Here is a 12746-nt window from a genome sequence, read left to right on the forward strand (position 1 = left end):
CGAGGCCCCTCGGCACGTTCCTGGTGCGGCGGATCAGCCGCCGATCGGCAGACCACCCAGCGGCAGGCCGCCCTGGGTGAGGGAGTCGGTGGGCAGACCGCCACCGATGGCGTCCGTGGGCAGGCCGCCGCCGAGCGCGTCGGTGGGCAGGCCGCCACCGGCGGCGTCGGCCACGCCGCCCACGGCCTGGCCCGCGTTGCCCGCGGTCTGGCCGGCGGTCTCCTGGGCCGCCGGGACGGCCACCGCGGCGGACTTGCCGACGGTCTGGCCCGCGGCCGGGAGCGCCGTGCCGACGAGCCGGCCGCCGGTCTCACCGGCCGCCTGGGTGCCCTGCTGGGCGGCGCTGTCCACCGTGTTGCCGAGCCCGGCGCCGTCCAGCGCCGTCAGGCCGCCCAGGTCCGGGGTCGCCGGGAGATCTGCGGCGCTCGCGGCGCCGGCCGCACCGACCACGGGGGCTGCGCCTGCGGCGATCAGCAGCGCGGCACGAGCGATCCGACGGGTCAGGGGGAGGGACATGATGCTCCTTCAGCGGTTTGTGCACGAATCTGTCTGTCCGGTGATCGGACGCACTGACAACCGCTTCGGGGGAGGGGAAGGTTGCGGTGGGCAAAGGTAAAGGCTGAGTAATGCGTCCGATAATCCGCAGCGGAAGAACCCGGGCAAACAATCCATACCGCCGGAGTCCGATGAACCGTCACTTCCCTTGCACGGCAAGGGAATCGGACCAGGCCGGAGAGGCTTGGAGAAGTGGTGCGGAAAGGGTCCCGGGCCGTGGCCCGCAGGGTCCGAACGGGTGATGGGCCGTACTACTGAACGACCCTGATCCTGACCGCGGACGTGCCCGTTTCCGTCGCCTTCGAGCGTTCCGTCCGCCAGCCCGTACCGGCGTCCCAGACCCGGTCCGCGTAGCTCACGCGCTCGATCCGCAGCGCCTCGGACTGCGCCACGGCCCAGTGCGCCAGCTCCCAGCCGCGCCGCGGCGAGGCCTTGTCCTCGGCCCGCGCCGAGGTCGCCGGGACGGGCACCGAGACGGTCGAGGCGGCGGACGCGCCCGCGGCCTTCGCGGCGGGCAGCACATCCTTGCCGAAGGCCCGCACCAGCTCGGCCCGCACCTGCCCGGCATCCCCCGGACCGTCCGCCGTGGCCGTCGACGGGGTGCAGTTCAGCGAGGCCGGCCTGCGCCCGGTCAGCGCGGCGGCCAGCAGCGCGGCATCCGGCTCGTGCTTCGCGTACGCCTGCGGGAAACCGCTGCGCTGCACGCGCTGCGCGGCCACGGTCAGCGGCAGCCGCGAGTAGCCCGGGACCTCGGCGAGATGGTCGTAGAACTCACCGGCGGAGTAGACCGGGTCCATGAGCTGCTCGGGCGTGCCCCAGCCCTGCGACGGGCGCTGCTGGAACAGCCCCAGCGAGTCCCGGTCCCCGTAGTCGATGTTGCGGAGCGTGGACTCCTGGAGCGCGGTGGCCAGCGCGATCGTCACCGCCCGCTCGGGCATGCCCCGGGTGGTGCCGACCGCGGAGATCGTCGCCGCGTTCACCGCCTGGGCCAGGCTCATCTCGTACGTGTGCGACGCCCCGCCGTCCTCGTCGGTGGCCTCCACGACGCAGCGCGGCGGGTTCTTCGAGCCGGAGGAGGAGTACTGCACGGCCACATAGCCGCCCAGCGCCGCGAGCACGGCGAAGGCGGCCGCGAATCGGAAGAGGCGGCTGCGACGGGCGGGGCTGGCTGTCCGGGGCACGGGCCCACCGTACTGGAGGGTCCGGTCCGGACCGATACCCCTGTCGCTTAGGGTCGGGCCCATGGCCGACAGCACACCTGACCTCGCCCTGGACCTCACCCTGGACGGACCGGCGCTCACCGCCCGGCTCGTCGACTTCCCCTCGGTCAGCGGGGAGGAGAAGGCCCTCGCCGACGCGATCGAAGCGGCCCTGCGTGCCCTGCCCCACCTCACCGTCGACCGCCACGGCAACAACGTCGTCGCCCGGACGAACCTGGGCCGCGCCGAGCGCGTCGTCCTCGCCGGGCACATCGACACCGTGCCGATCGCCGACAACGTCCCCTCCCGCCTCGACGCGGACGGGATCCTCTGGGGCTGCGGGACCTCCGACATGAAGTCCGGTGTCGCCGTCCAGCTCCGGATCGCCGCGACGGTCCCCGAGCCCAACCGCGACCTGACCTTCATCTTCTACGACAACGAAGAGGTCGCCGCCCACCTCAACGGCCTCGGCCACATCGCCGACGCGCACCCCGAGTGGCTCGCCGGAGACTTCGCGGTCCTCCTGGAGCCCTCCGACGGCGAGGTCGAGGGCGGCTGCCAGGGCACGCTCCGGGTCCACCTGCGGACGACGGGCGAGCGGGCCCACTCCGCGCGCAGCTGGATGGGGTCCAACGCCGTCCACGCGGCCGCCCCGATCCTGGCGAAGCTGGCGGCGTACGAGCCCCGCCGCCCGGTCATCGACGGCCTGGAGTACCACGAGGGGCTCAACGCGGTCGGCATCGAGGGCGGCGTCGCCACCAACGTCATCCCGGACGCCTGCACCGTCGTCGTCAACTACCGCTACGCCCCCGACCGCACCGAGGAGGAGGCGATCGCCCACGTCCGCGAGGTCTTCGCCGACTGCGGTGTGGCCGAGATCGTCATCGACGACCACTCCGGCGCGGCCATGCCCGGCCTCTCCCACCCCGCCGCGAAGGCCTTCATGGCGGCGGTCGGCGGCACCGCCCGGCCCAAGTTCGGCTGGACGGACGTCTCCCGTTTCGGTGGCCTCGGCGTCCCCGCGGTGAACTATGGCCCCGGCGACCCGATGTACGCCCATAAGCGCGACGAGCACGTGGCGGTCGAGAAGATCACCCACTGCGAGACGCGCCTGCGCTCCTGGCTGACCGGCTGACCGGCCGAGGCGCTGACCGGCTGACCGGTGGACGCCCCGCATTCCCCCGTACGTAACCTCCGCCGATCTACGCTGGCCGTACGCAGTACGACACGACCCAGCACGATGCGGGTCGGTGGAGGGAGCGGAACATGGGCAACGCCGAGGACGCACGGATCCCCGAGGGCGCGGAGACTCCCGAGGGAGCGGTCAGCCCCGAGGAACAGTGGCTGGGCCCGGTCCTGCGCCGCAGGGAGCAGGTCCAGCCCGGCACGACCGACCAGCGGCTGCTGGACTCCGAGGGCGACTCCGAGTGGGTGCACACCGACCCCTGGCGGGTGATGCGGATCCAGTCGGAGTTCGTCGAGGGCTTCGGCGCGCTCGCCGAACTGCCGAGCGCGATCAGCGTCTTCGGCTCGGCCCGCACCCCGGCCGGATCGCCGGAGTACGAGGCCGGGGTGGCGATCGGAAAGGCGCTGGTCGACGCCGGCTTCGCGGTGATCACCGGCGGCGGCCCGGGCGCGATGGAGGCCGCCAACAAGGGCGCCCGGGAGGCGAAGGGCGTCTCGGTCGGCCTGGGCATCGAGCTGCCCTTCGAGTCGGGTCTCAACCCGCACGTCGACATCGGGGTCAACTTCCGCTACTTCTTCGTCCGCAAGACGATGTTCGTGAAGTACGCCCAGGGCTTCGTGGTCCTGCCCGGCGGCCTCGGCACCCTGGACGAACTCTTCGAGGCCCTGACCCTCGTCCAGACCGGCAAGGTCACCCGCTTCCCGATCGTCCTGTTCGGCACCGCCTACTGGGGCGGCCTCGTCGACTGGCTCCGCGACACGGTGGTGGCCGGCGGCAAGGCCTCGGAGAAGGACCTGCTGCTCTTCCACGTGACGGACGACGTGGAGGAAGCGGTGATGCTGGTGACGAAGGAGGTCGGCCGGTAACCCCCTCAAGCCTGCCCGGCGAAATCAAGCCTGCCCGGCCCCTTCAAGCCCGCCCGGCGATTGAGGGCATCTTTTCACCGGCACCTCCCGGACGGGCCCGCCAAAATCAAGCCCGTCCGGCGCTTGAGGACATCGGTTCCAGCCCCTCCGGCGCTTGAGGAGCGGGGCCCAGGGGCAGCGCCCCAGGCCCCGCCCGCCGGGCAGGCGGCCAGAAACTACGCCAGCCCCCGCCGCGCCACGGCCGGCGCCCGATGCCCCGCGATCGACGCCACCATGTCCAGAACCTGCCGCGTCTCCGCCACCTCATGCACCCGATACACCCGCGCCCCCAGCCACGCCGAAACCGCCGTCGTCGCCAACGTGCCGACGACACGTTCCTTCACCGGCCGGTCCAGCGTCTCGCCCACGAAGTCCTTGTTGGACAGCGACACCAGCACCGGCCACCCGGTCTCCGCCATCTCCCCGAGCCGACGCGTCGCCTCCAGCGAGTGCCGGGTGTTCTTCCCGAAGTCATGGCCCGGGTCGATCATGATCCCGTCCGCCCGCACCCCGAGCTCCACCGCCCGCTCGGCAAGCCCCACGGTCACCCGCAGGACGTCCGCCATGACGTCGTCGTACGCGATCCGGTGCGGCCGCGTCCGGGGCTCCGCGCCGCCCGCGTGCGTGCACACGAGCCCCGCCCCGTACCGCGCCGCGACCTCCGCCAGCTTCGGGTCCACCCCGCCCCACGCGTCGTTCAGCAGGTCCGCCCCGGCCTCGCAGACCGCCTCGCCCACGTCGTGCCGCCAGGTGTCCACGCTGATCACCACGTCCGGGTGGCGGCGGCGGACCTCGGCGACGAACCCGACCGTGCGGCGCGCCTCCTCCTCGGCGGTCACCTCCTCGCCGGGACCCGCCTTCACCCCGCCGATGTCGATGATCGCGGCGCCCTCGGCCACCGCCTGCTCGACCCGGGCGAGCGCCGGCTCGTCCCCGAACGTGGCGCCCTGGTCGTAGAAGGAGTCCGGGGTCCGGTTCACGATCGCCATGATCACCGGCTCGTGCGGCCCGAATTCCCGCCGCCCCAGCCTGAGTGCACCGCTTCGCATCCCGTATTTCCTCCTCAGATAGCCCGCCTGCGACCCTAAGGCCTCCCGAGGTCGGCCCCGACTGTCCGTGCCGCATGGCACGATCGGAGCCGGACGAGGTTTCCGCCCCCGGGGAGATGCGCGTGTTCTGGTTCTTGCTGCTCACGATGGTCGTGGTCGTCACCGCGGTCACCCTCGCGGTGGTCGGCGGCGGTGGGAGCGCGGTGCTCCAGGACGTCCCGCCCGAGCGGTTCACCGACCCCCTGCCCGCGAGCCGCCCGGTCGGCCGGGCGGACATCGAGGCGCTGCGCCTGCCCATGGCCGCCCGCGGCTACCGCATGGCGGACGTCGACGAGGCCCTGTCCCGGCTCGGCGCCGAGCTGGCCGAGCGCGACGCCCGGATCGCGGAGCTGGAATCCACCCTGGCCGGAGCCCAGGCGGCCGCGGTGACGAGCGGCACCGACCTGTTCAAGCAGCCCGGCGACCGGCCCGCGGAGCCGGCGGACCGGGGCGAGGGCCCGGACCGCGCCGAGGAGGACGGCCGATGAGCGCCGCCCTGCCCGCCCCCGACGGCGGCCTGCGCTGCCCGTGGGGCCTGTCCACCGAGGACTACCTCGCCTACCACGACACCGAGTGGGGCCGGCCGGTCCACGGGGACGACGCCCTGTTCGAACGGCTCTGCCTGGAGGCCTTCCAGTCCGGGCTCTCCTGGCTGACGATCCTGCGCCGCCGCGCGACCTTCCGTACCGCGTTCGAGGGATTCCGGATCGGGGCGGTCGCGAAGTTCACCGACACCGACCGGGAGCGGCTCCTGGCCGACCCGGGGATCATCCGCAACAAGGCCAAGGTCGACGCGACCCTCGCCAACGCCAAGGTGCTCGCCGAGTGGCGGGCCGGGGAGCTGGACGAGCTGATCTGGTCCTACGCCCCCGACCCGGCCGGCCGCCCCGCCCCGCGCGCGCTGTCGGACGTCCCCGCGGTCACGCCGGAGTCCACCGCACTCGCCAAGGCGCTGAAGAAGCGCTCGATCCGCTTCGTCGGCCCCACCACCGCCTACGCGCTGATGCAGGCCTGCGGACTGGTCGACGACCACCTCGTGGACTGCGTGGCGCGCGGCGGCGGCAGCGCACCGGGCTGAGCCGCGGCTACTTCCCGAGGTAGACCGGCTTCTCCTTGGCGAGGAACGCCTCCACCGCGATGGTGTGGTCCTGCGACGCGCCCGCCCGGGTCTGGAGTTCGTCCTCCTTCTCCAGGGTCTCCGCGAGCGTGTGCCCGGCGCCGTACGCCATCGACTCCTTCAGCGCCGCGTACGCCACCGTGGGGCCGTCCGCGAGGGTGCGGGCCACCGCGGCCGCCTGCTCGGCCAGCTCGGCCGCCGGGACGACCCGGTTGACGATCCCCAGCTCCAGCGCGTCCTGCGCGGAGATCGACCGCGGGAAGAACAGCAGATCGGCGGCGCGGCTCTGCCCGATCAGCCGGGGCAGGGTCCAGGACACGCCCGAGTCCGCGGTGAGTGCGACGCCCGCGAACGAGGTGTTGAAGGAGGCCGTGTCCGCGACCACCCGGTAGTCCGCCGCCAGCGCGAAACCGAACCCGGCCCCGGCCGCGACGCCGTTCACCCCGGCGACCACCGGCTTGGCCATCTCCGTGATCGCCCGCACGATCGGGTTGTAGTGCTCCTGCACCGTGCTCAGCGCGTTCCCGCCGCCCGCCTCACGGGTCGCCGTGAGCGTGGCGACGTGCTCCTTGAGGTCCTGGCCGACACAGAAGGCGCGCCCGGTGGCCGTGAGCAGCACCGCCCGCACGCCCGCGTCCGCCGACGCCGCCCGCAGCGCGTCGCGCAGCGCGACCTTCGCCGCGGTGTTCATCGCGTTCATCGCGTCGGGCCGGTTGATCGTGATCGTCGCGAGCCCCTCGCTCACGTCGTACAGAACGGTGTTCGCCTGCTCGTCGGCCATTCCGGTGTCCCCTCGCTGCTCGGGCATCGTTGCTCCTTGCAGGCAAGCATGGCCGACGCGGACCGGGGCAGGGATGTGACCTGCGTCTAACAATTGGCCCTCACCTGGGGGTCCTGGGCGGCGCAGTATCGCAGCCGGATCGCCGAATTGGGTGGTTTTGCGAGAGCGCGTTGCGCAAGCGATGCAGACCGATGTTGGTCATCGGGGTCCTTGATGCGGGATAATGGCGAAGAAGCAATGTGTTCGATGCCGGTGAGGCAGCGCCTGTCATGGGGCCGCCGGTTGCGATGAGCTGGTTTCAGGAAGGGGAACGAGCATGGCGGCCATGAAGCCGCGGACGGGCGACGGCCCGCTCGAGGTGACAAAGGAGGGGCGGGGCATCGTCATGCGCGTTCCGCTCGAAGGCGGCGGTCGGCTTGTTGTCGAGCTGACTCCGGACGAGGCCGATGCCCTCGGCGACGCGCTGAAGAAGGTCGTCGGCTGACGCGGAACGCCCATCACCTTCACGACTGCCCGGCACGGTCTCCGTGCCGGGCAGTCGTGCGTTCGCCCGCCTGTGGTTTTCGGGGGTCCCGCGCGGCTCAGCCGCGCCGGACCGCGCAGAGCAGTCCGTCGCCGACCGGCAGCAGGGTCGACATCAGCTCCTGGCTCTCGCGCACCGCCCGCAGCAGCTCGCGCAGCCGCAGCACCTCGGCCGGCTGGGCCGCGGAGTCGACGGTGCGGCCGTCCGCGAAGACGCCCTCGAAGCAGACCAGACCGCCGGGACGCAGCAGGCGCAACGATTCAGCGAGCACATCGAGGCTCTCGAGGCGGTCGCCGTCGCAGAAGACGAGGTCGTAACCGCCGTCCGCGAGCCGGGGCAGGACGTCCAGGGCGCGGCCGGGGATGAAGCGGGCCCGGTTGGTGGCGAAGCCCGCCTCGCGGAACGCCTCCCGGGCGAACTGCTGACGCTCGGGCTCGGGGTCCACCGTGGTCAGGACCCCGTCCGGCCGCATTCCGTGCAGGAGATAGATGCCGGACACGCCCGTGCCCGTGCCGATCTCCGCCACCGCTTTGGCGTCCGCGGCGGCTGCCAGCAGGCGCAGCGCAGCGCCGGTGCCCGGTGACACCGGGCGAAGCCCCAGCTCGCGAGCCCGCTCCCGGGCCACGTGCAGTGCTTCGTCCTCGGCGACAAAGGCGTCGGCGAACGCCCAGCTCGTCTGCCGGTTGGCGGTAATGACCCTCTCCTGTCCCCGTAGTTGGCGCAACGGTGACTGTATCCGCTGGACCCGGGAACCCGCAGATGGGACCGGGCGTTGTGCAAGGAGTGGGGAAAGCGCAGTGACCGGGTCCGCGGATCGGACCGGCGAGCTGCGGCGAAGTCCCGGGTGACGCCCGGCCCCATCAGGGAAAAAGGCTTATCCGGAGCTAACGGGCGAGGTGGCTATGGTAGGGGCTCCACTGGACACCACCAGAGCCGATAGGGGAGGTGCGGCTGCGCCTGTGGACCGGGGAGGGGTGCTGAGGCGCCTTCTCAGGTCGGCCGGTGAGCCGAAATCCGTGACCAACATTGCTGACCGTTCTTCCGAAGACTCCGCACCGACCGCGACCTTCGCCTCTGATGCGGATTCTCAGGCGTGGACCCCGCCCTCATGGGAAGAGATCGTCAGCACGCACAGCGGTCGCGTGTACCGCCTTGCCTACCGGCTGACGGGAAACCAGCACGACGCCGAGGACCTGACCCAGGAGGTCTTCGTCCGGGTGTTCCGCTCGCTGTCGACCTACACGCCCGGCACCTTCGAGGGCTGGCTGCACCGCATCACGACCAATCTCTTCCTGGACATGGTCCGGCGCAAGCAGCGCATCCGTTTCGACTCGCTCGGCGACGACGCGGCCGAGCGGCTGCCCAGCCGTGAGCCGTCCCCGCAGCAGGTCTTCAACGACACCCACTTCGACGCCGACGTGCAGCAGGCGCTGGACACCCTCGCGCCCGAATTCCGTGCGGCCGTGGTCCTCTGCGACATCGAGGGCCTCAGCTACGAGGAGATCGCCGCGACCCTCGGGGTGAAGCTCGGCACCGTCCGCAGCCGGATCCACCGCGGTCGCTCGCATCTGCGCAAGGCGCTCAAGCACCGTTCGCCCGAGGCCCGCGCCGAGCAGCGCTCCCTGGCGGACGCGGTCCTGGCGGGGGAGGGCGGACTGGCGTGAGCGGCACAGGACCCACCCCCGCGGAAGCACACCTGGGGGACCGCCTCGCCGCGCTGGTCGACGGCGAGCTGAAACACGACGCCCGCGAGCGGGTCCTGGCCCACCTGGCGACCTGCGCCAAGTGCAAGGCCGAGGCCGATGCCCAGCGCCGCCTCAAGAGCGCCTTCGCCATGTCCGCCTCACCCTCGCCCTCCGAGGGGTTCCTGGCCCGCCTGCAGGGCCTTCCCGGGGGTCCTGGCGGCGACGACACCGGCTCCGGCGGCCCGTTCGGCGGCCGGGGCCCCTTCGCCGACGAGTTCTTCCCCGGGCTGCGGCCCTCCGCCGGCAGCACCCGCGCCGACACCGCGCCCTCCCCGCTGGACGGCTTCGGCTACCTCCCCGCCACCCACGGCTCCACCGCCGTGCTGCGCGGCGGCGCCGCTTCCGGTTCGGCCTTCCGCATACACGAGGTGGCCCGCGACGCGGACCGTTCACCCTGGCGGGGGCGGCGCTTCGCGTTCGCCGCGGCCAGCGCCGTCTCCCTCGCGGCCATCGCGCTGGGCGGCACCCTGCCGCTGGGCTCCGGCCCCGAATCGCCCCTGCGCGCCGAGGGCACCGGGAACACCGTCACCCCGCTCGACGCCGAGACCCGCGCCGAGAGCGGTGCCACGGCGGTCAGCCGCCGGGGCGGCGGCGCCCTCGCGGCGACCGGCGACGGCCCGGCGGCCGAGCGGCCCGTGTCCGGCACGGCCATGGTCGGGACGAACGGCATGCCTCCGTCACTCACCGGGACGACCCCGGTAATCCCGGCCGTCACCCCTCCGCCGAACCGGCAGGCGCCGCCGGCCGTTCCGCACCTGTTCGGCGGCCCGGCCGCGGGTGTGCACCCCTTCACCCTTCCCGTGCTGAATGTGTCCGTGCCGCCCCTGATACGCCCGACGACGTCCGCGGCCCCGCTGCTGGCGGCGGCGCTCGGCGGCGGTGCGGTGCCGAAGTCCACGCCCTCCCCGGTCTTCTCGGGGCCGCCCCCGGGCTCGCCCACCAACGATCTGGCGAGCCCGCTGTCCCCCCGGCGCTGACCGGACCCTGCGCGGGGATTCGCAAACCTGGTTGAATTCCGGTGAGGGACGCCTCGGTGGGGCGTACAGAGGCCAGTTGCGGGGAGAGCATGGACGACGGGAAGCCCACCGGGCCGCAGGCGAAGTGGTGGAGCCGCCCCTCGGCGGCCGGCCCGGCCGCCGAGGACCGTACGCCGGCCGCGGAGGACCGCGAGCCGGTTGCCGAGGGCCGTGGTCCGGCCGTCGAGGACCGTGAGCCGGCCGCCCAGAGCCCGGCCCCGGTTCCGGTTCCGGCGCAGCCTTCCGACAGCTCCGGGCGGCCGGACGAGCACGGCCAGGAGGTCCCGGCCCCCCGCCCGTCAGGGCAGCCGCTGCACGAGCCCGACGAGTACAGCACCCCGCCCTACGGCGGCCCCGGCCCCTGGGCCCCCGCCCCGCCGGTGCAGCGGCCGACCCCGGCCCACGGCACCGTCGTACCGCCGGGCACCGGAGGACCGCCCCCGCAGTACGCCGCGACGAACGCCGCCGGCCCCCAGGCCCCCGCCCCACCCGCGCAGCCCGCACCCGCCGACGCCTTCGCACCCCCGCAGGGCGCCACGCCCGCCGACGCCTTCGCGCCTCCGCAGCCCGCACCCGCCGACGGCTTCGCGCCCCCGCCGCCGCACCCGCACCCGGGGCCGGCGGCGCCCGCGCAGCAGCAGCACACGCAGTGGCTCCAGTACGACCCGTGGGGCGCTCCGGGGCAGCCGCTGACCCGGCCCGGACCTCCCGAGGGCATGGAGCCCGGCGGCAGGAAGAAGCGCCGGGGCGGGGCGTTCATGGGGGTGCTCCTGCTGACCCTGGTCGCCGGCGGCATCGGCGGCGGGGTCGGCGCGTACATCGAGCGCAACGGCGGACTGACCACCGTCGAGCTGCCGCAGGCGACCCGCGACAGCGGCGACCGGGCCCCCGAGAGCGTCGCGGGCATCGCCGCCAGCGCCCTGCCCAGCGTGGTCACCCTGCACGTCAGCGGCACCGCCGAGTCCGGCACGGGCACCGGCTTCGTCCTCGACGGCCAGGGCCACATCCTCACCAACAACCACGTCGTCGCCCCGGCCGGGTCCAGCGGCGACATCACCGTGACGTTCAGCAGCGGCGAGACGGCCTCCGCCGAGCTCGTCGGCAAGGACAGCGGCTACGACCTCGCGGTCGTCCGGGTCCGCGGGGTCTCCGGCCTCACGCCCCTGCCGCTCGGCAACTCCGACAACGTCCAGGTCGGCGACCCGGTGGTGGCCATCGGCGCCCCCTTCGACCTGTCCAACACGGTGACCTCGGGCATCATCAGCGCCAAGCAGCGGCCGATCACCGCGGGCGGCGAGAAGGGCGACGGCAGCGACATCAGTTACGTCGACGCCCTCCAGACCGACGCCCCGATCAACCCGGGCAACTCCGGCGGTCCCCTGGTCGACACCCAGGCCCATGTCATCGGCATCAACAGCGCCATCCGCGCCGCCGACAGCGGCCGGGGCCCCGAGGCGGGCGGCCAGTCCGGCTCCATCGGCCTCGGCTTCGCCATACCCATCAACCAGGGCAAGCGCGTCGCCGAGGAGCTGATCAGCACCGGCAAGGCCACCCACCCGGTCATCGGCGTCACGCTGGACATGAAGTACACCGGCGACGGGGCCAAGGTCGGCGCCAAGGGCGCCGACGGCACTCCCGCCGTCGCGAAGGACGGCCCCGCGGACAAGGCGGGCATCAAGTCCGGCGACGTCATCACCCAGGTCGAGGGCCAGCGGGTGCACAGCGGCGAGGAGCTGATCGTGAAGATCCGGGCCCACCGTCCGGGCGACGACCTCGACCTCAAGCTGACCCGCGGCGGCAAGGAGCGGACCGTGACCCTGAAGCTCGGCTCGGCGAGCGGCAGCTGATGCGGCTCCGCCGGCCGCCCGCGCCCGTGGTCGCACGGTCACCCGCCCCGCGGCACCGCGAGGTACCGCCCGGACACCTTCGACAGGTACCTTTGAGCGGTCCGGGCAGCTGGGAGCCCCGGGCCGCGATCGCACGGAGAACACGCGGAGAACACGAGGAGCAGCAAGGTGTTCAATGACATAGGCGCACTGGAGCTGCTGACGCTCGGGGTGCTGGCCGTGCTGGTCTTCGGCCCCGACAAGCTGCCCAAGTTGATCCAGGACGTCACGCGCACCATCCGCAAGATCCGCGAGTTCTCGGACAGCGCCAAGGAAGACATCCGCTCCGAGCTGGGCCCGCAGTTCAAGGACTTCGAGTTCGAGGACCTCAACCCCAAGACGTTCGTCCGCAAGCAGCTGATGGACGGCAACGACGACCTGGGGCTGAAGGAGATCCGCGAGAGCTTCGACCTGCGCAAGGATCTTGCCGACGTCACCGACGCGGTCAACGGGCGTACCCCGGCCGCATCCGATACCGCCAACAGTGCGGCGAACGGCTCGGCGGGCGCATCGGCGGACGGTGCCACCACCAGCCTCACCAAGACCGGCGACACCGCTCCTGACCTGCTGAAGAAGACTCCGCCGCAGGCGCAGCCCGAGCGCCCGCCGTTCGACGCCGACGCCACCTGACGCGCCACCTGACCCCGGTCAATCCCGACTCGTCCGGACGGTATGGCTATTCTCCATCTGTCCGGTTGCGAGGACGCCCAAGCCCGCGGGGGGCGGGCCGCTCCGGATCATGACT

The 12746-nt window shown here is 72.9% G+C and carries 14 protein-coding genes; 9 read left to right on the forward strand and 5 right to left on the reverse strand.

What is annotated here, in order from left to right; translation table 11 throughout:
• Positions 1–33: 33 nt before the first annotated feature.
• Together ACSMXR_RS25055 and ACSMXR_RS25060 are read right to left on the reverse strand one after the other, a co-directional pair.
• Positions 34–516, reverse strand: a complete 483-nt coding sequence (locus ACSMXR_RS25055; protein WP_164615843.1) for an ATP-binding protein — start codon at positions 514–516, stop codon at positions 34–36.
• A gap of 290 nt (positions 517–806) precedes the next feature.
• Entirely contained in the window at positions 807–1736 is a 930-nt protein-coding gene (locus tag ACSMXR_RS25060) for a hypothetical protein (protein WP_218524837.1), read from the reverse strand.
• Positions 1737–1797: 61 nt separating this feature from the next.
• Here ACSMXR_RS25060 and dapE point away from each other — a divergent pair, with 61 nt between their 5' ends.
• Positions 1798–2889 (forward strand): succinyl-diaminopimelate desuccinylase, encoded by a 1092-nt coding sequence (gene dapE, locus ACSMXR_RS25065; protein WP_364891617.1) that lies wholly within the window; start codon positions 1798–1800, stop codon positions 2887–2889.
• A gap of 131 nt (positions 2890–3020) precedes the next feature.
• Positions 3021–3806, forward strand: a complete 786-nt coding sequence (locus ACSMXR_RS25070) for an LOG family protein (RefSeq protein ID WP_137231847.1) — start codon at positions 3021–3023, stop codon at positions 3804–3806.
• Between the two features lie 215 nt (positions 3807–4021).
• On the opposite strand, the gene folP is transcribed toward ACSMXR_RS25070, so the two are convergent.
• On the reverse strand, positions 4022–4894 hold the full coding sequence (gene folP, locus ACSMXR_RS25075) for a dihydropteroate synthase (RefSeq protein WP_137231846.1): 873 nt from the start codon (positions 4892–4894) through the stop codon (positions 4022–4024).
• 116 nt (positions 4895–5010) lie between these two features.
• Here folP and ACSMXR_RS25080 point away from each other — a divergent pair, with 116 nt between their 5' ends.
• Together ACSMXR_RS25080 and ACSMXR_RS25085 are read left to right on the forward strand one after the other, a co-directional pair.
• Positions 5011–5421, forward strand: a complete 411-nt coding sequence (locus tag ACSMXR_RS25080; RefSeq protein ID WP_473172445.1) for a cell division protein DivIVA — start codon at positions 5011–5013, stop codon at positions 5419–5421.
• A complete protein-coding gene (locus tag ACSMXR_RS25085; protein WP_103511797.1) occupies positions 5418–6011 on the forward strand; it encodes a DNA-3-methyladenine glycosylase I in 594 nt (197 codons plus the stop codon). Before ACSMXR_RS25080 ends, ACSMXR_RS25085 begins: the two co-directional genes overlap by 4 nt.
• Before the next feature lie 7 nt (positions 6012–6018).
• On the opposite strand, the gene chcB is transcribed toward ACSMXR_RS25085, so the two are convergent.
• Positions 6019–6831, reverse strand: a complete 813-nt coding sequence (gene chcB, locus ACSMXR_RS25090; protein ID WP_137232037.1) for a 2-cyclohexenylcarbonyl CoA isomerase — start codon at positions 6829–6831, stop codon at positions 6019–6021.
• A gap of 316 nt (positions 6832–7147) precedes the next feature.
• On the opposite strand from chcB, the gene ACSMXR_RS25095 reads away from it, so the two are divergent.
• A complete protein-coding gene (locus tag ACSMXR_RS25095; RefSeq protein ID WP_003966491.1) occupies positions 7148–7315 on the forward strand; it encodes a DUF3117 domain-containing protein in 168 nt (55 codons plus the stop codon).
• Between the two features lie 97 nt (positions 7316–7412).
• Here ACSMXR_RS25095 and ACSMXR_RS25100 read toward each other — a convergent pair whose 3' ends face one another.
• The gene (locus tag ACSMXR_RS25100; RefSeq protein WP_078846036.1) at positions 7413–8078 is read right to left on the reverse strand and encodes an O-methyltransferase; all 666 of its coding nucleotides are present in this window, start codon (positions 8076–8078) and stop codon (positions 7413–7415) included.
• 178 nt (positions 8079–8256) lie between these two features.
• Here ACSMXR_RS25100 and sigE point away from each other — a divergent pair, with 178 nt between their 5' ends.
• The 4 genes from sigE to ACSMXR_RS25120 all read left to right on the forward strand — a co-directional run bounded on the left by sigE (position 8257) and on the right by ACSMXR_RS25120 (position 12631).
• Positions 8257–9018 (forward strand): RNA polymerase sigma factor SigE, encoded by a 762-nt coding sequence (gene sigE / locus ACSMXR_RS25105; RefSeq protein WP_170994517.1) that lies wholly within the window; start codon positions 8257–8259, stop codon positions 9016–9018.
• The gene (locus ACSMXR_RS25110; RefSeq protein ID WP_473169973.1) at positions 9015–10076 is read left to right on the forward strand and encodes an anti-sigma factor family protein; all 1062 of its coding nucleotides are present in this window, start codon (positions 9015–9017) and stop codon (positions 10074–10076) included. The genes sigE and ACSMXR_RS25110 overlap by 4 nt, the downstream gene beginning before the upstream one ends.
• Positions 10077–10165: 89 nt before the next feature.
• Positions 10166–11962 (forward strand): S1C family serine protease, encoded by a 1797-nt coding sequence (locus tag ACSMXR_RS25115; protein ID WP_473169974.1) that lies wholly within the window; start codon positions 10166–10168, stop codon positions 11960–11962.
• A gap of 168 nt (positions 11963–12130) precedes the next feature.
• The gene (locus tag ACSMXR_RS25120) at positions 12131–12631 is read left to right on the forward strand and encodes a sec-independent translocase (protein WP_137231842.1); all 501 of its coding nucleotides are present in this window, start codon (positions 12131–12133) and stop codon (positions 12629–12631) included.
• The last annotated feature ends 115 nt before the right edge of the window (positions 12632–12746 follow it).

This window comes from Streptomyces sp. DSM 106670 (genome assembly GCF_055792845.1).